The sequence below is a fragment of the Staphylococcus croceilyticus genome, from assembly GCF_002902575.1.
In the GTDB taxonomy this organism is placed as follows: domain Bacteria; phylum Bacillota; class Bacilli; order Staphylococcales; family Staphylococcaceae; genus Staphylococcus; species Staphylococcus croceilyticus.
On sequence record NZ_PPRD01000033.1, the window covers coordinates 14,056 to 34,712 of the forward strand.

A 20,657-nucleotide genomic window follows, 5' to 3' on the forward strand; every position below is an offset into this window, starting at 1 on the left:
TAAATATTTTTTAAAACACTAAATTTAAATTATTTTATTCTTTTTTTAAAAATTCATTAAAGTTTACTGTCTAAAATCAATATTCCCAAATTAAGCACAATAAAAACATAAAATTTATAATTATTTTTTATTTATTTTTTCTTCAGAACCTTTATATTGTAGAAATGTTTGTTTTGAATGTCTTGGATGATCATTCGCTAAAGATTTAAAGAGTGACCAAATCATAAATATTATGACAATTGAAAACGGTAATGCAGCAATGATAAGTAAATTCTGAATGGCTTGTGTACCGCCTGTATAAATCATAATCATCGCAAATAAAGCGAGTATAATACCCCAACTTACTTTTACAAAAGAAGCAGGATTAATATCACCTTTACAACTTAGCATGCCTAGTACATAAGTAGCTGAATCAGCTGAAGTGACAAAGAATATCATGATAACTATTAAGGTAACGATACTCAAAATAAATCCTAGCGGGTAATGTTCTAATGTCGCAAATGTTGCTGTTTCTGTCGCTTCTTTCGCTATATTCGCAATTCCTTTGTCTTGCAGATAAACAGCTGATGCACCAAATACTGCAAAGAAGAAGAAACATACAAGTGCTGGGACGAATAATACACCTAATATAAATTCTTTAATGGTACGACCTCTAGACACACGAGCGATAAAAATACCGACGAATGGTGCCCATGAAACCCACCATGCCCAATAGAAGATTGTCCAATTTTGTAGCCACTTAAATTTCTCTCCCCCATTCATAGGGATACGTAAACTCATATTAAAGAAATTAAAGATATAGTTACCTAATCCGTTAGTAAAGGTATTTAAAATATGTAAAGTCGGTCCTACAATAAATAAACCTATTAAGACAATAAATGCTAATAACATATTAATGTTACTTAATGTTTTGATTCCTTTATCAATACCAGACCAAGCAGACCATGTAAATAAAGCAGTAGCTATAATAATTAAGACGACTTGAGTGCCAAAGTTATTCGGTAAACCAAATAAGAAGTTTAATCCTTCGTTAATTTGAAGTGCACCGAAACCTAGTGTAGCCGCTACGCCTGTAACTGTTGCTATAACAGCAAGTACATCTATTGCGCCTCCAATTGGCCCTTTCATTCGCTTCTCCCCAAAGATAGGGACTAACGTTGCACTCACTAATCCAGGATATCCTTTATGGAAACTAAAATAAGCGAAGACTAAAGCAACAATGCCATATACTGCCCATGCATGCACGCCCCAATGGAAGAATGCAAATTGAAATGCATCATTAATAGCAGCTTGAGTGCCTGCTTTATGTATAGGTGTCAATGTAAATGCATGACTAATAGGTTCTGCCGTCGTCCAGAAGACTAAGCCTATTCCCATTCCTGCACTAAACAACATCGCAAACCATGACGGTAAAGAGAATTCTGGATCTTCTCCTTCTTCACCGAGCGTAATTGATGCATATCTTGAAAATAATAGATATACACATATAAAGAAAATCATTAAAACTAGTAATAAGTAGTACCATGAAAAGTTGACGGCTATAAATGACGTTATATTCTGCGTTACCGTTTCTAACTGTTTCGGTAATAAAGCACCATATAAGACAAACAATGTACAAATGACTAATGCCGTCCAAAATACAATACTAATGGATTTATTTTTCATCCATAAACTCCTTTCTCTGAGTTGTTATTTAAATTTTTGTTGCCATTTCCCAATAATAAATGACGTTTATTACTATTGCCTAATTGCATAATAATAAACGCCATATTTAAGATTATTCTATATTGAATGTCAATTCATTTTACTCTTCTACATTAATGACTAATTTTCCAATCATTGTGCTAGATTCTAATGTTTGATGAGCATTATATAAGTTCTCTACTGTGAGTCCTGAAATGGTGTCAGTTGTTGTTGGTTGGTACGTACCTTGTTCTACCTTTTCAGCAATATCTTTCAAATACGCATGTTGTTGAATCATATCTTCGGTTTGATGCACAGGTCTTGCAAACATAAATTCATGCGTAAAACTGATATTCTTCGCTTTCAATGCATTTAAATCTTGTTTCTCTTTAAAAGCAACGATTGTAGCAATGTGACCAAGCGGTTTCACGACCTCAATCATCGTGTCATAATACATATCTGTATTGAAAGTGCAAAATACATAATCTACCGCTTCAATATCATGTTGCTTTAGTTGCGTTGCTAAATCATGTTTATGATTCAACACAATGTCAGCGCCCATCTTCTTACTCCACGCTACAGTTTCGTCACGTGAGGCAGTAGTGATGACTTGTAAACCATACGCTTTCGCAATTTGCGTCGCAATACTTCCAACACCACCAGCGCCATTAATAATTAATAGTGATTTCCCTTCATTCTCTTTAGCATTTGTTGAAATGCCGAATGCATCGAATAATGTTTCCGAAGCGGTAAGTCCAGTTAATGGTAAACTCGCCGCTTGTTCTGCCGATAAATTACTTGGTGCTTTCGCCACGATGCGTTCATCAACAACTTGATAAGTCGCATTAGAGCCACGTCGATTAGGTGTGCCTGCATAGAATACGCGATCTCCTACCTCAAATAATTCCACTTCAGAACCGACCGCTTCAACTGTTCCTACTGCGTCGAAGCCCAACACTCTTGGCGCCTCCTCAACAGAAGTAATACGCTGTTTGGTATCTACCGGGTTCACACTGATACTTTGAATTTTTACAAGTATGTCGCGCTCTCTCGGTTGAGGCGTTTCAAGTTCATATTCTTTAAATAAATTGCCTTCTTCTAATTTAAAGGGTTGTTCAAATCCAATTGCTTTCATTACTTCTTAACCACCTTTTAATCAATCTACAGTTGCTTTTTGAAAAGGGAAACCAAATTACTCAGCGTCTGAAACTTTGACCACTTGCTTACCAAAATTATCTCCAGTAAACAAGTTACGAAAGGCTTGCGGTAATTTATCGAATCCTTCTTCAATAGATACTTTAGTTTTAATTTTACCTTCTTGAATCCACTGTGCAAGTTCTTTACCAGCATGTTCAAAATCATCAACAAATTCTGCTACTAAGAATCCTCGCATCATCGCTTGTTTTTTAATTAACGTACTTTGAATACGTGGACCTTGGTCATCTTCAGGATGATTATAATTAGAAATTGCACCACATACTGGTATACGCGCATGACGATTAAGATGTTTAAATACTTCATCGCCAATTTCTCCACCTACATTTTCATAATAAACATCAACACCATTAGGCACTGCATTAGCTAATGCTTTATCGAAATCGTCTTTCTTGTAATCTACACCAGCATCAAAGCCAAGTTCTTCCGTAAGATAATTTACTTTCTTGTCTCCGCCAGCAATACCTACGACATGTGCACCTTTCAATTTAGCAATTTGGCCTACAACTGCGCCCACAGCACCAGAAGCAGCAGACACAACTACCGTTTCATCTGGCTTAGGTTGTCCAATATTAAGCAAACCATGATAGGCTGTTTGGCCCGTTAAACCTAGCGTGCTTAAATATAAATGTAAAGGCACATCAGTATTTGATACTTTATCGACTTTCTCTTCGTTCACTGTATTAATTCGTTTCCATGGTAACATTCCTACAACGATGTCACCTTCTTGAAATTGATTAGAGTTAGAGTTGATTACTTTACTAACGATATGACTTTCAATAGGTTGACCAATTTCAAATGGTTCTACATATGAATCAGCTTGAGACATTCTGCCTCGCATATAAGGGTCTACTGAAATATAGATTGATTCTACTTGAACTTCATTGTCTCCTGGTTCAGCTACATCGACATCTTCATATTTAAATGTATCATCTTGTGGCATACCTTCTGGATATTGAGCGAGCAATATTTGTTCATTCTTCATCATCTAAAACTCCTTTCAATATTTGTTTAAAGTATAGTACTATGAACAATTTAATCGCAATCATCATGCTTTCCACTTATAATGACACATGATAAGAATTAATACTTTTCAAAAAAGGGAGCCTGCTTAATATGAAATTAGGAATCTTAGATTATGTGCCTATCTTCGAAGGTCGTTCAGCTCAAGACGCATTCAATCATACTGTCGAATTAGCAACCTTGGCTGATCAACTTGGTTATGAGCGCTATTGGATTGCCGAACATCATCAAGTGCCTTCTGTGGCTTCAAGCGCGCCTGAAATGGTAATGATGATGTTATTAGAGCATACACATCGAATTCATATTGGCAGTGGAGGCGTGATGTTGCCCCACTACAGTGCTTATAAAGTCGCCGAACAATTTAAGATTATGGAAGCACGTCATCCCCATCGTATTGATATGGGTCTCGGTCGTTCTCCTAGCTTTAAAAATGTGAACGAGGCACTGAATGAATTTAAAACTGAGAAACCAGAGTTATCACAACAAATTGATGACTTAATCAAATATTTTACCGATGATACAAAGCAGCCTCACCGCTTCATGTCACTTCAAGCCACACCATTTATTGATAGTCACCCGCAACTCTATATTCTAGGAATGAGTGAACGAAGTGCTGAACTCGCTGCTCGAAAAGGATTACCATTAGTCATCGCTCACATGGGGCAACCTTCGACACAAATAAACAAAGTCATCGCTCACTACCGTAAACAATTTGATTTGTATAATGAAGAAATAAATGACAACAAACCTTATGTTATTATGGCAACCTTTGTTGTGACTGCAGACAAATTGGCGACAGTTAATGATTTACTTGATGCACTTCATTTATGGTTAATGCGCATCAACTACTTAAAACAACCTATGACTTACCCTTCTATTGAAACTGCACAACAACGTCAATATTCCGAAAGAGAACTTGCTAAAATTGAAAAAAATAAAAAAAGAATAGTGAGTGGTTTACCTCACGAAGTTGCCGAGCAATTACATACTATGCAACAAAACTACGATGTGGATGAAATGATGATATTGCCCCATGTATTTGGTGAAGAAAATAGACTAGAGTTACTTAAGCAATTAGCTGATACTTGCTTTTAAAAGATAATAAAAGAGTAGAAACGCCTTAATTTTATTTTTTGCGTTGTCTACTCTTACTTTTTTTAGGATTATTTATTCCATAAGAATTTAATTATTTCATTCGCTACTTCTTTATTTTCGTGTAACTCACTATGTTGTGCGGATTTACCCGTGTATTTAGTTTCTTTATATGATTTAGGACTGTCTTGTAATAAATACTTTAATGACTTAGATGAACTATTTGAGACGCGTCCATCTGAATGAGTCCCATCTTGTAAATCACCATAAATATTTAATACGTCGATATTTTTACCTTTATAAATATCTTCTAATCCTAATAATTCTTTATAATTATCATTCATTTTACTAGGCTTACCATTTTTATCTACACTGATTTCATTAACTTTTTCATTGAGATTAAGTACGCCATTAAACGTACCGGCAATATTCACTTCCTTTTGGATTTGAGGTAAATGTTTATCATTACCATAATCTTTCATAAAATAAGCAAATGATAAATTCCCCATCGAATGTGCGACAAAGTTATATTTAGTGAAACCATATTGTGCTTTTAATTCAGATAAAACATTTTTAATATTCTTAGCATTTTGATTAACATCACCATTTTTATTATCTTCAAACACTACTTTAACAATAGGATTTTGAGCATCATTTGAAATAGTGCCTTTGAAATGTATTTTACCTTGATTATCTACAGTGGCAACTATCGCATCTTTAGTCACATCTTTGTTAAGGGCTTGCTTCACCATATATTTTTCAGAGTTTTCACTACCCCCATATCCATGCATAAACAATGTCACAGTTTGATCTTTAAGCGCCGACGATTTGTGTGAATGTTGTTTTTCAGATTGGCTACAACCTGTAACTAAGACTATCAATATACATAATGTAAATATGAAATAAATCATTTTTCTTTTTGTCATTAACTACAACGCCACCTATATATTTTTATGTATTAAGTATAAATTAGCTTTGAGATATTTCCATAAATATATATTAAAAAAGCAACCATCTAATATATGACTTTTATATTAGACAGTTGCCTATAATTAATAATTATTTAATTTCTTTAGTTTTCGCTAATTCTTTGTACCAATACGCACTTTTCTTAGGATAGCGTTCTTGAGTATCAAAGTCGACATAGAATAAGCCATAACGTTTTTCATAGCCATTTGACCATGAGAACACGTCCATTAATGACCAAATGAAGTAACCTTTTACGTTCGCACCATCACAAATAGCATCAGCAATTACTTCTAAATGTTTTTTTACATAATCGATACGTGCATCATCATCAACTGTTTTACGTTTTTCATCAAATACATCTTTGTAACCTAAACCATTTTCAGTTATATAGATTTTATGATAATTAGGATAGTCTTTTACGACACGCATAATTTGATCGTATAAACCTTGAGGATAAATCATCCAGTCCCAATCAGTACGAGGTACATCCACATCAAATTCACGTTGACCTACGCCTTTAAGTTGATATTTAGAACCACCTTTGTCACCAGTTGCGTTATGAGTAATTTCAGATTCGCCTTCATAGCCTTTCATCCAGTCACTCATATAGTAATTGATACCTAAGAAGTCATTTAAATCTTTAGCTGCATCTAAAATTTTATAGTCTTCTTCAGTTATATCTAATTTACCGCCGTTCACTGATAAGATGTGTTGCACACCTTCCATTGTTTCGCGAGAGTATTTACCTAAATATGTTGCATCTAGAATGAATTTATTATGGATAATATCTTCAAGTTCTGCTGCTCTCACATCTTCAGGATTAGAAGGATCGTATGGATATTTAGTAGGTAACGCATGAACTACCCCTACTTCACCGCTATATCCATTATCTTTAAATAATTTAACTGCACGTGCATGTGCCACCATCATGTTGTGATGTGATTGGAATACCTTTTCGAAATCATATTTAATGCCTGGTGGGAATTTACCAACTAAGTATTGGCCATCACCAATTGGTCCAATTTCATTAAATGTAGTCCAATAATTAACTTCTGAGAATTCTTCGAAGCAGAATTTAGCATAATCTACGAAGTAATCAATTGTTTTACGATTTAAGAAATCTCCATCACTATGCAATGTTTCTGGAGTATCAAAGTGATGCAACGTTACGAATGGTTCTACATGACGTTTATGACATTCTTTAAATAAATTGTGGTAATATTCTACGCCTTTAGGATTGACTTCGCCATATCCCTTAGGGAAAATACGTGACCATGCAATTGAAATACGAATACCATTTACGCCAAATTTTTCACTTAATTCTAAATCCACTGGATATCTGTTGTAGAAATCACTAGCTGGTTCAGCTGTATACCAATAATTTTCTTCAAGATAAGTGTCCCATGCTACACGACCTTTTCCATCTGTTTGAGTCGCACCTTCTGCTTGATAGGCTGCTGTCGCACCACCAAAAATAAAATCTTCTGGTAATTTTTTCATTATACTTTCATCTCCTAATTATTTTTCAAATTGTTGTTGAACGAAGTCTAATGCTGCTTTGCCATCTCGTGTTAAGTTGATATATTCAACACCTTGAGTTTTAGCTAATTTAATACCTAAACGATCAGTATCTTGTTTGATATCTTCATAGTTTGAAGCTACTTGAGGTGCTAAGATAACTAAATGATAATCTTTCATAATATCCATATGTGCACCGTAACCACCCGCTGCCGCTTTAACAGGTACGTTATATTCTTCAGCTGCTTTATTAAGTGCGTTGGCTAATAAACCACTTGTTCCACCACCAGCACATAATACTAATACATTCGTTTGCTCAGTAATGTTGTTTGAATGTGATGCTTCTTTTTCATTATCTGCTTGTAATGATGCATCGTCTGCACCAGCTGTTGCTAAAATTGCGTCTGCTTTTTTAGTATCAAAGTTAGCAGCCACTTTTTCTTTTAAATCATTATTTGTAACTTTTTTACCTAATTCTTCTTCTAAAATTTGTTCGTCATACACTTTGACGAATGGGTAATAAATAATAACGTCAACTACAATCAATACAATCGCTAATACGAATGACCAGAATGCAAAACCAGTACCCATCACGATACCTAATGGACCTGGAGTAGTCCATGGCAAGAAGATACTAAAACTGTTCATTCCTAATACATCAACGAAGAATTTAAAGATCCACACGTTTGCAATTGGCGCAAAGATAAATGGAATAAAGAATACTGGGTTTAACACTAACGGTGCACCGAATAAAATCGGTTCGTTTACACCAAAGAATGTAGGTACTACAGACGCTCTACCAATCGCTTTATTACGTTTCGATTTAGTTAGCCACATGAACATAAATGGCACGACTAAAGTTGCACCAGTACCCCCCATTGTTACGACGAACATTTGTGTACCAGGTGTGATTACTTTGTCAGCATGTTCACCAGCTTGAATTAAATGTAAGTTGGCTTCAAGGTTAGCGTAAGTAATAGCTGCAATTGCAGGTTCTACAATTGATGGACCATGGATACCTACGAACCAGAAGAATGCAAAGGCACCAAAGATAATTGTTACCCCAACCCATCCATCTGCTGCAGTAAATAATGGTTCGAATATTTTTAAAATACCGTTTGCTACGTTAGTATGCGCTACGCCTCTAACGATTAAATCTAACGCATAAAGAATAATCATAACCGCTGATAACGGGAATATATCTTTAAATACTTGTGAAATATTAGGTGGAACTTCTTTTGGCATTTTAATTGTGATATTACGTTTAATAAAGAAGTTATACACAATAACTGTGATAAACGCAGATTAAAAGGCTGTTAATAACCCTTTAGTTCCCATAAAGCCACTTAAGAATCCACCATCTTTTGCTGGATCGGCCGCTAAGAACAAGAACCCACACATTGCTGCCATCATTGTTGAAATGAAGTTAATTTGATTTGTTTTTTCGAGTTTTCGGTTAAACGAATCGGTCAATGACTTGGCAGTCGTACCGGCGACAATGAAACCTACAATTCCCATTGTGTAGTTATACGGTTTCATTAAGATACCTTCCATTGTTTTACTCCATGTAAAGCCAAACACGTTCGGTACGTATGTTACTAAGATAAAGATACTTGAGAACAAGATAATCGGAATTGCTGCAATAAACCCATCACGAATCGCTCTTAAGTAAATATTACGTGATATTTTCTCAAAGAACGGCTTTCCTTTTTCTATCCATGCAATTAACTTATTCATTAGGGTCAACTCCCTCTTCTATATAATTCTATTAGGTGTTTAATTAAATCTTTTAATAGCAATGTTGTCATTAAGTGGTCTTGACCGTGCATCATTGTTACACTATAAGCGATGTCCTCACCTTGTGCTTCTTTAGCTAATAAACTTGTTTGCGCTTTGTGTGCATTTGCAATACACTCATTAGCTTCTTCAGCAAGTTGCTCGGCTTTATCAAGTTCACCATTTTTAGCAGCAGTTAAAGCTTCTAATAATTTAGAACGTGCATCACCAGCATAAGCTACAATTTCAAAACCAATTAATTGTACCTCTTCTCTTTTCATCTCTCTAACCTCCCATATTATTTAGATTTCCATGATGTTGCTGTTGTTTCTAACACTTTGTTTAAATCATCTATATTTTTAAATCCAGTAGTGCGTAACCATTCACGTGCTGCTTCTTCGCCTTGTTCAATATAGACTTTTACAGCCCCTGACCAAGTTGCACGTCCACAAAGTACACCATTAAATTTAGCGCCAGCTTCATGAGCAAATTTAAGTGTTTCTTGGAATAATTCAGCAGTAACACCTGCACTTAAATAGATATATGGTAAATGTGTTGAAGCTTCTTGATCACGGAAGTGTTGTGCCGCTTCTTCTTTTGTATAAACGACTTCTCCTTCAGCAAAGCCTTCAACGTAATTCATGTTGACTGGAACCTCAACTTTAAGTACATCAACATTAAATCTTTCTTCTGAGAATAATTTCATAGCTTCATTAACTTTACGAGGTTTTACTTTCGCAAATTCAGCACTTTTATTATCTGGAATGTTGTCATCGTATGTTAAAACTTCTAAGAAGAATGGAATGTCTTCTGCTACACACTCAGATCCAATTCTTTCAATATATGCTTTCTTTTGAACGTTGACTTCTTCTGAATCGTCTACATCATAGTAAAGTAAGAATTTAACAGCATTAGCGCCTTGTTCTTTTAAACGTTTCGCTGACCATTCCACTAAGCAGTCAGGTAAACGACCTTTAGCATTTACGTCATAACCTGTTTTTTCATAAGCAAGTAATAAACCACATTCTTTATTACGTGCATCTGAAGCAGGTAAGCCATATTCAGGGTCTAAAAGAATTGATGATGCATATTGTGTTAATTCTTCAGATACTAGAACTTTTAATTGTTCAATTTGTTCAACAGTTGGTTCTTCAGTTTGATGTTCAGCCATCATTCTTTTTAAAGCACCACGTTGGTCAAATGCTAAAGCTGATATAACCCCTTCTTTATTACTTAATTGTTCAATTGATGATAATTTTTTTTGTGATTTAGTCATGAATTACACCTCTATAACTTCAATTTGTTGGAATATTTCGTCAAATTTATTTACATTGATATGACCAGTTTGACTTTCCATTGCATTTAACATGCCAAATGTATTTGCTTTTCTTAATAAATCTTTATCAGAATCCTGGCGAATTAATCCTGACGTAATACCTGCTACAGTTGAGTCACCAGAACCAACAGTATTTACTACTTTAATATTTGGAATATTAACTTTATAAAAAGTTTGATGATGTTTTGCGAAAGCCCCGTCGCCACCTAAAGAAACGATAATCCATTCAATACCTTCAAAGATGGGTTGAGTGACCGCTTCTTTTAAACTATCGATATCTGTAGTAACAGTGGTTTGTAATAATTGAGATAATTCATCAATATTAGGTTTTATCACTGTAGGCTTACTGTCGCTCAACAATACATCCATTAATGATTGGCCTGAACTATCAAGGACTGTCGGTATGTGCTGTTGATTAGCTAATTGAATAATTTCTGCATAATAATCCGATTTTAATCCTTTAGGTAAACTTCCTGACATAGCAATTGCATTAGCTTTGCTAAACAAATGGCTTAAATGTGATTTGAAGCCCGCAGCTTCTTCTTCACTAATTGAAGGACCTTGTTCTAATATTTCAGTTTGCTGACCGTCGTGTAAGATAGCGATACAGTTTCTTGTTTCACCTTTAATTTGGAAGAAAGAATGTTGGATTTTACTTTCATCAAGTTGATGTTCAATAAACTCACCTAACTGACCACCTAAAAACCCACTTGCTAAAACGTCTTCACCAAATTCAGATAAAACACGTGTTACATTTAAACCTTTGCCTCCAGCAGTTTTACTTGTATTTGTCACTCTGTTAACCGTATCAAGATTAAAGTGTTCCAAAGGATATGAAATATCTACAGAAGGATTAAGTGTTAATGTTAAAATCATGATAGTCCACCTTTAATCGTGATATTCACCTTTGTTCCATTTTTCTAAAAATTCATCAAAGAAATGAGGATCAGCTTGTTTATCATTATGTGCTTCTAAATGTTCGATTTTAGCGATTAATTTTTTATTTTCCTCAGTAGGTTTATATTCAGCTTTAATGAAGGCATCAACGATATCGAAGATAAATAATTCTCCTACGACTTTACCGCCGAAGCTTACAACGTTTGCATTTAATTCTTCTTTAGAATATAAAGCAGTAGTCATATCACGAACTAATGCAGTTCTTACACCTGGTACTTTGTTGGCAGCATTACTAATACCTACACCAGTTCCACAAATACATACACCTAAATCTGCTTCTCCACTTGTTACTGCTTCACCAACTTTTTTACCAAAGATTGGATAGTGTGTTCTTGTGAAATCATATGTTCCAACATCGATGACTTCATGTCCTTGTTCTTTTAAATGTTTAGAAACTGCCATTTTTGTATCTGTAACAATATGATCGCAACCAATAGCTATTTTCATTTTAAAATCCTCCTAATTAACACATTTTATTTAACATATCTACTCTGATTTGATGACGTCCGCCGTCATAGTGACCTTCAACAAATTCTTTTGCGACATTTTGAGCTAATGTATCCCCAACAATTTGTTCACCCATAGTAATCATACGTGCATTATTATGACCACGTGTCATATATGCAGAACGTTCATCAGACACTTCTGCAGCAATCATGCCTTTTACTTTAGTCGCTACTATAAAGCTACCTGCACCATAAGCATCGAATGCAATACCTAAGTTCTCATCATTTTTTTGAACTTCATGTACAACTGCTAGTGTTGAATCCACAAAATCTAATTCTTTACCTTCAGTTACATCAAGCACATCATGATTGTTTTCTTTTAAAAATGTTTTAACAACATCTTTCAATCTTTTGCCAGCTACATCTGAACCAATAATAATTGTCATAGTAATTCTCCTTTTTAAGATGATATCTTTCCACAGCATTATGTTTATTTGTTGTGTGAAAAAGCGCTTTCAAATCTTTACGATTAAATTATAAACATAAATAAACAAATAATCAACAATAAATGTTTGTATATTGTTTGATATTTAGTTGTTTTAAACAAAAAAATGTATTTATGTGTTTAATTAAACTTTTATAAACTAAAAAAATCCTAAGACTGTTTAATTTCAAACAATCTTAGGATTTCTGTATTAATAAATCACTTCTGTATGTAATTTTAATTTTGAAACACTTTCTTCATCATTGGTATCAATGACAACTGCAGTTAAATCTTCTAATTTACACAACTGCGTAAAGTCTTCTTTTCCAATTTTTGAAGAATCAATAAGTAAATATTTTTCAACCGATCGTTCTAATGCAATTTGTTGTGTATAAGCTTCATCAATAGTAGAGGTAAGCACATCTGCCTCTTTAATACCATTACAACTAAAGAACATCTTACTAAAGCGTTTCGTTTTAAGTAAGGTATTCGTCATTTCACCAACAAACGATTCAGTAAGCTCTCTCATTTCCCCGCCAAGCAAATACACTTTGAAATCTATAGAACGTTTTTTAAATAATATTTTAAATACTGGGAAACAATTTGTAATGACTGTTAGTGACTGTTGTTCCATCACCTCAGCTAGAAACTCAATCGTTGTCCCTGGCCCTAGAAATATGGTGTCTCCTTCTTCGATGAGTTTAACAGCTTTGCGAGCGACAACACGTTTTTCTTCTTTGTTTTGCGTATGTTTCTCTTGATGTGACTTCTCCTTAAATTGAAAGACTGAATTACTTCTCGCCCCGCCGTGGATTTTAGTCAATAATCCCTTTTCTTCTAATTCAGCTAAATCACGTCGAACCGTCATATCAGATACATTGAGTTCCTCAACGATCTCATTGGTTCTAACCGTTCCTTTTTGATTTACGAGTTTAGTAATTTCATCTAAACGATCGTATTTATTCATTCAATTCCTCACTTCCCCCAAATGCTAAGTTATTTTTATTTTTGAAAATGCCCAAAAGTTTTAGACATAGAATTTTAAAGATTTTCAGCGCATATTAATTTTATACCATTCAACGATTGAACTCTAATATTTTTATATCATAACTTTTAATTATGACAGAATTTAATAAAATGTTATTTTAAAATGTGTGTACTATAATAGATAAAGTGAAGGTTATTCAGTAAATTAATAATTTTAATGAGGTGACAACTTTGGCTAATAAAATTGAAAAACTTAAAAAAATTATAGATAACTCAAATAGAATTGTCTTCTTTACTGGTGCAGGCGTATCTGTAGCGAGCGGTATTCCTGATTTCCGTTCAATGGGAGGATTATTTGATGAAATTTCAAAAGATGGCTATTCACCAGAATACTTATTAAGTATAGATCATCTTAATGATAATAAAGAAAGTTTTATTGATTTTTATCATAAACGTTTACTCGTAGCAGATAAAAAACCAAACATCGTTCATGAATGGATTGCAGAACTTGAAAAAGAAGGTAAGTCATTAGGCGTAATCACTCAAAATATTGATGGCTTACATGAAGATGCAGGAAGTCAAAATATCGATGAAATTCATGGTACATTGAATCGATTTTATTGTATTGAATGCGGTGAAGAATATTCTAAATCATATGTAATGGATCATCAATTAAGATATTGCGAAAAATGTGGTGAAGTGATTCGTCCAGATATCGTATTATACGGTGAAATGCTAGACCAACCTACTGTATTTAAAGCACTAGATAAAATTCAAAAAGCAGATACTGTCATTGTATTAGGATCATCATTAGTCGTACAACCAGCGGCTGGATTTATTTCAAACTTTACTGGAGATAATCTAGTTATTATAAATCGAGATAAAACACCATATGATAGAAAAGCAGACTTAGTCATTCATAACGATATGACAGAAGTCGTCGAAGAAGTATTTAAAAAATAAAAATATAGTTTAAGGGCTAGAGATTTAAAGAAATCTCTAGCTTTTATTGTATACAAAAAAGCACTTCTCGAAATTGAGAAGTGCTTTAAACATTTTAATTGAACACAAATTGCTGACGCAATTTGCGTACTGGACTTGTAAGCAAACAAGTTTGCAACAATTCCAACATTAACGTTTTGAGAATTGTGGAGAACGACGTGCTTTTTTAAGACCTGGTTTTTTACGTTCTTTCATACGTGGGTCACGAGTTAATAAACCTGCACGTTTTAAAGAGCCTCTGTATTCAGGATCTGCTTCTAATAATGCACGAGCGATTCCGTGACGGATAGCTTGAGCTTGTCCAGTGAAACCACCACCGTGTACGTTAACTAATACATCGTAGTTACCTTTAGTTTCAGTAACATCAAATGGTTGGTTTAAGTCTAAGATTAATGATTCGAATGGTAAGTACTCACGTACGTCACGTTCGTTTACTGTAATATTACCTTCACCTGGTACTAAACGTACACGTGCTACTGAGTTTTTACGACGGCCTGTACCTCTATATTCAACTTGTGCCAATGTAATTTCCTCCTTTTAATTAACCACGTAACTCGTAGTTTTCTGGTTGTTGTGCAGCGTGTGGGTGTTCAGCGCCACGATATACAAATAATTTTTTACCTTGTTTTTCACCTAAACGTGAACTTGGTAACATACCTTTGATAGAAGTTTCAAGTAAACGTTCTGGGTTATTACGTTTTAACTCACCAGCAGTAACTGATTTGATACCGCCTGGGTGGTTAGAGTGACGATAGTAAATTTTATCTGATTCTTTTTTACCAGTTAATTCGATTTTTTCAGCGTTGATGATGATTACATAGTCACCAGTGTCAACGTGTGGTGTATAAGTTACTTTATTTTTACCGCGTAAGATAGATGCTACTTCTGATGATAAACGACCTAATGTTTGGCCTTCAGCATCAATAACATACCATTTGCGCTCAATGTTTGATTCATTTGCCATAAATGTTTGACGCATAATAATTGTCCTCCTAAAAATAAATGCTTCGTCTTAGATTGCAGGTACTCATCGCAGTCGAACCTACGAACGAGGCCTGCAACCTAGTTAATTCTGTTACGATTTCAAAGCGTAAATGTTCATTTATTTTATCCTGTATAATCTGCTTATATATCTTGTAACACAATAAGTTTCCGGGGCTTATCGTGGGATGATATAAAACAATACCGTTAACTATGTTATATTTTTTACTCTTGTTTGTCAATGCAAATTAGTCATTTTGTAACGATTTTTTATAATGAATTTTTATATCATTTCCAAAGTCGTTAATAAGCTCTTCTGGGGCTAAATATATCTTCTCTAAGTACAGCCCTTCTGCCGGGGCTGTAAAAGGTACATTATTTCGATTTTTCTCTTCTAAAAGTGTTGGAACCTCGTCAGGTTGTCGTTTACCTTTTCCAACTTCAATAAGAAATGCCACTAATACGCGTACCATATTATATAAAAAGCCAGATCCTGTAACGATGTAATCAAAGCCTTCATCAGTTTTTGCAATTTCGCTTTGATATAACGTACGTTCTTTACTTTCTACTTCTGTCTTTTGAGAACAAAAGCCTGTGAAATCATGTGTACCAATAAAGTGTTGTGCCGCTTTGTTCATCTTGTCAAAATCTAAATCATCTTTAATAAATGTCTTTAATCCACTTTCAAAAGGATTGCGATGCTTAGCTTGATAAACTTTATAACGGTAACGTTTGCCTACACAGTCATAACGACAATGAAATTCTTCATCGACCTGTTGCACCTTTTTAACATAAATATCATCAGGTAACGCACTATTCATGGCATACTTCCACTGTTGTGGCGCAATATTTAATTCAGTATCAAAGTGGAAGTACTGTTCATAGGCATGCACACCACGGTCTGTACGACTCGAAGGATGAATACGTACATGACGACGGTGCATACGTTTTAATATTTTTTCAAATTGCTGCTGAACTGTTCGTCCTTGCTGTTGAATTTGAAAACCTAAAAATTGACTTCCTTGGTACGAAATATTTACTAGAATTCGCACTATATTACACTCCAATATATTTTAATATAAACAGTACAATAGCTATCGGAACGATACTTAATAAACAAACCGTATCTCTTAAGCTCCATTGTAACTTTCTATAGCTCGTTCTTTTAATATTAGCGTCATACCCACGCACTTCCATTGCAATAGCGAGCTCCTCTGCTCTTTGAAAAGCTGAAATAAACAATGGAATCATTAAAGGTATAAATGCTTTAATACGCGTTGTAAGACTACCTGAACTAATTTCAGAGCCACGTGACTTCTGAGCTAAGATAATTTTGTCTAATTCATCCATTAATGTTGGAATAAATCTCAGTGCAATAGACATAATCATACTCAGTTGATGTACAGGCACTTTAAACCATTTTAGTGGGTTTAATAACTTTTCAAAGGCATCTGTTAAATCAATTGGACTCGTAGACAGTGTCATAATTGTCGCAATCATAACGATAGTAATTAAACGTAAAGAAATAAAAATACCTTCTAATACACCTTCACTATCAATCTTAATAAATCCAAATTCTACTAATCTTGTACCACCGTGAGTAAAAAAGATATGCATTAAAAAAGTAAATATTAAAAAAATAAATATAGGCGTTAACCCTTTAATCAAAAACCAAAATTTAATTTTGGATAGCATCATAATGAGCAAAATTAATAAAATAATCCAACCAAATGTTGCAAATGAATGAGCAAAGAAGATAAGCACAATGAACATGAAAACGAATGTAATTTTTGCCCTAGGATCTAAGTGATGCACCCATGAATCCAGAGGTAGATAGCGTCCAATAATTAACTTATTCTTCATGTTGATGCCACTCCTGATATAATTTTACAAATTCTTCTTCAGTTAAAGCTACGTCACCTAATTCCATTTGATACTTATGTTCAAAGTCTTTTTGTAAGCGAACGATATCTGGTAACGCAATATGCCATTCGTTAAGTTGTGTTTCATGCTTAAATAACTTTTTCGGAGATATTTGTTCCGCTATGCTTCCTTCTTTCATCACAATGATTTCATCAGCATATTTAGCCACATCATTCATATCATGAGAAACAAGAATAATAGTCTTGTTTTGTTCTAGCTGTATTTTTTTAAATAATTCCATTACTTGATGACGACTTTTAGGGTCTAACCCTGCTATAGGCTCATCCAATATAATAATATCTGGATTCATCGCTAAAATAGAAACAATTGCAATCTTACGCATTTGACCCCCAGACATTTGAAATGGAGACAATGCCATCACATCTCTAGAAAATCCAAGTTCTATTAATAAATCATATGCACGTGCTTTGACATCTTCTATATCCATCTTAAAATTACGTGGACCAAACTCAATTTCACGTTCTACATTGTCTTCAAAAAGTTGAGACTCAGGAAATTGAAATACTAATCCTACTTTTTGACGTAGCGCTCTAATATGTTTATCCTTAGTTTTCTGTGTGATAGTAAGATCGTTAAATTTCACAAATCCTGTAGTTGGTTTTAATAGGCCATTAAAGTGTTGAATTAAAGTAGATTTCCCACTTCCTGTTTGACCTACAATCGCATAATATTTACCCTGTTCTAAAGTAAGATTGATATCTTTTAAAGCTTGATATTCATAAGGTGTCCCTATTTGATACGTATAGGTTACATCATTAAATGTAATCATCATAATTTATCTACCAACCCTTCGTAGGTAGTATAATTATCTTTGAATCCTAACAGGTGATTCATTTTCATAGAGAAAGGTAAATCTAATCCAATCTCCTTCAATTCATTAGCACCCTTAAAAATTGTTTGAGGCGCGCCTTCTTTAAATACTTGCCCTTCATTCATTACTACCATGTAATCACCTTCCATGGCTTCTGTTAAGTCGTGGGTGATGGAAATAATTGTCACATCTTTTTCTTGCTTCACTTTATGAATGAGTTTGAGAAGCGATTGTTTAGCTGAAGGATCTAACATCGAGGTGGCTTCATCAAGAATAACCACAGAGGGACTTAATGCTAATACTCCAGCAATCGCTACCCTTTGCTTTTGGCCTCCTGATAAAGATTGTGGTTCATAATCTTCATAGCTTGACATCCCTACATCTTCTAATGCCTGCTTTACAATTTCATGCATTGCATCATGAGGGACTGAATGGTTCTCAAGACCAAATGCCACATCATATTTTACAATTGACCCTACAAATTGATTCTCAGGATTTTGAAAAACAATCCCAATGTGATTTCTTATGTCTCTGAGATTATCTTCCGTTAACTTCTGATTGTTGAAATAAACATTCCCCTCAGTAGCTGTTTCAATCCCAACTATTAATTTAGCGAGCGTTGATTTACCTGACCCGTTATGTCCTACAATAGAAGTCCATCTGTTTTTAGGGATAGTAAAGGAAACATCTTTAAGTGTGAAGGATGAATCACCTTGATATTGAAAATCAACATGTTTAAGCTCAATTATATTTTGCTGTTGCGCCTCCACTTTACTCCTCCTCCTAAAAACGTAGTTACTCTCATATTTTACATGATTCCTTGCATTCTGTATATGAGTGAATACCAAAGCATAAATAAAAGAGAGACATGGAAATATCTATGTCTCTCTTTACGTTATATATAAAATAAAAAAGCGCGCACCCCATCATATTTTAGTTGAGTTCACGCTTTAGAATAATATTTAATTGATGGGGCACTCTGAGCTAGACAATATTTGTATGTGGCAAACATTATCGTTGCACTCATTTGCTTTAGTATAAGTAGTTAGTGTATTTATATATAGAATTAATCTACTAATTCGATAATTACTGATTCAGCACCGTCACCACGACGAGGGCCTACTTTAAGGATGCGAGTGTAACCACCTTGACGTTCTGTATAACGTTCAGCAATTTCACCAAATAATTTTTGAAGTACAGTTTGTGTAGTTTCATCTTCGTTTAAGATTTCAACATTACGTAATGTTTTAGCAGCATTACGACGAGAAGCTAAATCTCCTTTTTTACCTAAAGTGATTAATTTCTCAACAACACTACGAACTTCTTTTGCACGAGCTTCTGTAGTTTCAATGCGTTCACTAACGATAAGTGATGTAGCTAAGTCACGTAACATAGCTTTACGTTGATCAGAAGTACGACCTAATTTTCTGTAACCCATGAGTTGACCTCCTTTAACTTATTAATCTTCTTTTCTTAAACCTAATCCTAAATCTTCTAATTTGTATTTAACTTCTTCAAGAGATTTACGACCTAAATTACGCACTTTCATCATATCAGCTTCTGATTTATCAGCTAATTCTTGTACAGAATTGATTCCTGCGCGTTTTAAACAGTTATATGAACGTACTGATAAGTCTAATTCTTCAATAGACATTTCAAGTACTTTTTCTTTTTGGTCTTCTTCTTTTTCAATCATGATTTCAGCATTTTGAGCTTCATCAGTAAGACCAACGAAAATATTTAAATGTTCAGTCATAATTTTAGCAGCTAATGATACTGACTCTTGTGGAGTGATTGAACCATTAGTCCAAACATCTAAAGTTAATTTATCAAAATCACTACTTTGACCTACACGTGTATTTTCAACTGTATAGTTAACACGTTCTACAGGTGAATATAGTGAATCAACAGGAATTACACCAATTGGTAAATCACTAGTATTATTTTGTTCTGCTAATGCGTAACCTCTACCCTTATTAGCAACAAGACGTATTTTTAAATGTCCACCTTTAGACACTGTTGCGATTTTAAGTTCTGGGTTTAGAACTTCAACATCACTATCATGCGTAATGTCACTTGCAGTTACTTCGCCTTCATCTCTAACATCGATTTCTAATGTTTTATCTTCTTCAGAATAGATTTTAAGCGCTAATTTTTTGATGTTCATAATAATTGTTGAAACATCTTCAACGACATTATCTATAGCTGAAAATTCGTGTAAAACACCTTCGATCTCAATGTACTTAACGGCAGCACCTGGTAATGAAGATAGTAGGATACGACGTAAGGAGTTTCCTAGTGTAGTACCGTAGCCACGTTCAAGTGGTTCAACAACGAACTTACCGAATTTAGCATCTTCACTAATTTCAATTGTCTCAATTCTAGGTTTTTCAATTTCTATCATTTACAAAAATCCTCCTTAAATACGTCGAC

At 34.3% G+C, this 20,657-nt stretch carries 21 protein-coding genes and 1 pseudogene; 2 read left to right on the plus strand and 20 right to left on the minus strand.

Features of this window, described 5'->3' with window-relative positions; genetic code table 11:
- Positions 1-120: 120 nt before the first annotated feature.
- The 3 genes from CD128_RS05275 to CD128_RS05285 all read right to left on the minus strand — a co-directional run bounded on the left by CD128_RS05275 (position 121) and on the right by CD128_RS05285 (position 3,883).
- Positions 121-1,665, minus strand: a complete 1,545-nt coding sequence (locus CD128_RS05275; RefSeq protein WP_103329014.1) for a BCCT family transporter — start codon at positions 1,663-1,665, stop codon at positions 121-123.
- A gap of 139 nt (positions 1,666-1,804) precedes the next feature.
- Complete coding sequence (locus CD128_RS05280) at positions 1,805-2,818, minus strand: zinc-binding alcohol dehydrogenase family protein (protein ID WP_103329015.1); 1,014 nt, start codon at positions 2,816-2,818, stop codon at positions 1,805-1,807.
- A gap of 57 nt (positions 2,819-2,875) precedes the next feature.
- On the minus strand, positions 2,876-3,883 hold the full coding sequence (locus CD128_RS05285; RefSeq protein ID WP_103329016.1) for an NADP-dependent oxidoreductase: 1,008 nt from the start codon (positions 3,881-3,883) through the stop codon (positions 2,876-2,878).
- Between the two features lie 131 nt (positions 3,884-4,014).
- Here CD128_RS05285 and CD128_RS05290 point away from each other — a divergent pair, with 131 nt between their 5' ends.
- The gene (locus CD128_RS05290) at positions 4,015-5,016 is read left to right on the plus strand and encodes an LLM class flavin-dependent oxidoreductase (protein ID WP_103329017.1); all 1,002 of its coding nucleotides are present in this window, start codon (positions 4,015-4,017) and stop codon (positions 5,014-5,016) included.
- Positions 5,017-5,084: 68 nt separating this feature from the next.
- Here the strand turns inward: CD128_RS05290 and CD128_RS05295 are convergent, their stop codons facing one another.
- The 9 genes and pseudogenes from CD128_RS05295 to CD128_RS05335 all read right to left on the minus strand — a co-directional run bounded on the left by CD128_RS05295 (position 5,085) and on the right by CD128_RS05335 (position 13,466).
- Positions 5,085-5,939: an alpha/beta hydrolase gene (locus CD128_RS05295; RefSeq protein WP_103329018.1), complete on the minus strand. Its 855-nt coding sequence runs from the start codon at positions 5,937-5,939 to the stop codon at positions 5,085-5,087.
- Positions 5,940-6,072: 133 nt separating this feature from the next.
- Positions 6,073-7,485 carry a 6-phospho-beta-galactosidase gene (lacG, locus tag CD128_RS05300; RefSeq protein ID WP_103329019.1) on the minus strand — a complete coding sequence of 471 codons (1,413 nt, stop codon included), beginning with the start codon at positions 7,483-7,485 and terminating at the stop codon, positions 6,073-6,075.
- A 15-nt stretch (positions 7,486-7,500) separates the two neighbouring features.
- Positions 7,501-9,237, minus strand: a pseudogene (locus CD128_RS05305) (lactose-specific PTS transporter subunit EIIC).
- Positions 9,238-9,242: 5 nt separating this feature from the next.
- Positions 9,243-9,557: a PTS lactose/cellobiose transporter subunit IIA gene (locus CD128_RS05310; RefSeq protein WP_103329020.1), complete on the minus strand. Its 315-nt coding sequence runs from the start codon at positions 9,555-9,557 to the stop codon at positions 9,243-9,245.
- 17 nt (positions 9,558-9,574) lie between these two features.
- On the minus strand, positions 9,575-10,552 hold the full coding sequence (gene lacD, locus CD128_RS05315) for a tagatose-bisphosphate aldolase (protein ID WP_103329021.1): 978 nt from the start codon (positions 10,550-10,552) through the stop codon (positions 9,575-9,577).
- A 3-nt stretch (positions 10,553-10,555) separates the two neighbouring features.
- Positions 10,556-11,488, minus strand: a complete 933-nt coding sequence (locus CD128_RS05320; RefSeq protein WP_103329022.1) for a tagatose-6-phosphate kinase — start codon at positions 11,486-11,488, stop codon at positions 10,556-10,558.
- Between the two features lie 12 nt (positions 11,489-11,500).
- On the minus strand, positions 11,501-12,016 hold the full coding sequence (gene lacB, locus CD128_RS05325) for a galactose-6-phosphate isomerase subunit LacB (protein ID WP_103329023.1): 516 nt from the start codon (positions 12,014-12,016) through the stop codon (positions 11,501-11,503).
- Positions 12,017-12,032: 16 nt separating this feature from the next.
- Positions 12,033-12,461: a galactose-6-phosphate isomerase subunit LacA gene (lacA, locus tag CD128_RS05330; RefSeq protein ID WP_103329024.1), complete on the minus strand. Its 429-nt coding sequence runs from the start codon at positions 12,459-12,461 to the stop codon at positions 12,033-12,035.
- 249 nt (positions 12,462-12,710) lie between these two features.
- Positions 12,711-13,466 carry a DeoR/GlpR family DNA-binding transcription regulator gene (locus CD128_RS05335; RefSeq protein ID WP_103329025.1) on the minus strand — a complete coding sequence of 252 codons (756 nt, stop codon included), beginning with the start codon at positions 13,464-13,466 and terminating at the stop codon, positions 12,711-12,713.
- Positions 13,467-13,717: 251 nt separating this feature from the next.
- Between CD128_RS05335 and CD128_RS05340 the strand changes: the two genes are divergently transcribed.
- Positions 13,718-14,449: an NAD-dependent protein deacylase gene (locus CD128_RS05340; protein ID WP_103329026.1), complete on the plus strand. Its 732-nt coding sequence runs from the start codon at positions 13,718-13,720 to the stop codon at positions 14,447-14,449.
- 168 nt (positions 14,450-14,617) lie between these two features.
- Here the strand turns inward: CD128_RS05340 and rpsI are convergent, their stop codons facing one another.
- From rpsI to CD128_RS05380, 8 genes are all read right to left on the minus strand, one after another.
- The gene (gene rpsI / locus CD128_RS05345) at positions 14,618-15,010 is read right to left on the minus strand and encodes a 30S ribosomal protein S9 (protein ID WP_011275150.1); all 393 of its coding nucleotides are present in this window, start codon (positions 15,008-15,010) and stop codon (positions 14,618-14,620) included.
- A gap of 19 nt (positions 15,011-15,029) precedes the next feature.
- Positions 15,030-15,467: a 50S ribosomal protein L13 gene (gene rplM, locus CD128_RS05350; RefSeq protein ID WP_103329027.1), complete on the minus strand. Its 438-nt coding sequence runs from the start codon at positions 15,465-15,467 to the stop codon at positions 15,030-15,032.
- A gap of 250 nt (positions 15,468-15,717) precedes the next feature.
- Entirely contained in the window at positions 15,718-16,521 is an 804-nt protein-coding gene (truA, locus tag CD128_RS05355; RefSeq protein WP_103329028.1) for a tRNA pseudouridine(38-40) synthase TruA, read from the minus strand.
- Positions 16,522-16,525: 4 nt separating this feature from the next.
- On the minus strand, positions 16,526-17,332 hold the full coding sequence (locus CD128_RS05360; RefSeq protein WP_103329029.1) for an energy-coupling factor transporter transmembrane component T family protein: 807 nt from the start codon (positions 17,330-17,332) through the stop codon (positions 16,526-16,528).
- Positions 17,322-18,185 carry an energy-coupling factor transporter ATPase gene (locus tag CD128_RS05365; RefSeq protein WP_103329030.1) on the minus strand — a complete coding sequence of 288 codons (864 nt, stop codon included), beginning with the start codon at positions 18,183-18,185 and terminating at the stop codon, positions 17,322-17,324. The genes CD128_RS05360 and CD128_RS05365 overlap by 11 nt, the downstream gene beginning before the upstream one ends.
- On the minus strand, positions 18,182-18,994 hold the full coding sequence (locus tag CD128_RS05370; RefSeq protein ID WP_103329031.1) for an energy-coupling factor transporter ATPase: 813 nt from the start codon (positions 18,992-18,994) through the stop codon (positions 18,182-18,184). Before CD128_RS05370 ends, CD128_RS05365 begins: the two co-directional genes overlap by 4 nt.
- A 296-nt stretch (positions 18,995-19,290) precedes the next feature.
- Positions 19,291-19,662: a 50S ribosomal protein L17 gene (gene rplQ, locus CD128_RS05375; protein ID WP_103329032.1), complete on the minus strand. Its 372-nt coding sequence runs from the start codon at positions 19,660-19,662 to the stop codon at positions 19,291-19,293.
- Positions 19,663-19,683: 21 nt separating this feature from the next.
- The gene (locus tag CD128_RS05380) at positions 19,684-20,628 is read right to left on the minus strand and encodes a DNA-directed RNA polymerase subunit alpha (protein WP_002448356.1); all 945 of its coding nucleotides are present in this window, start codon (positions 20,626-20,628) and stop codon (positions 19,684-19,686) included.
- Positions 20,629-20,657: the final 29 nt, after the last annotated feature.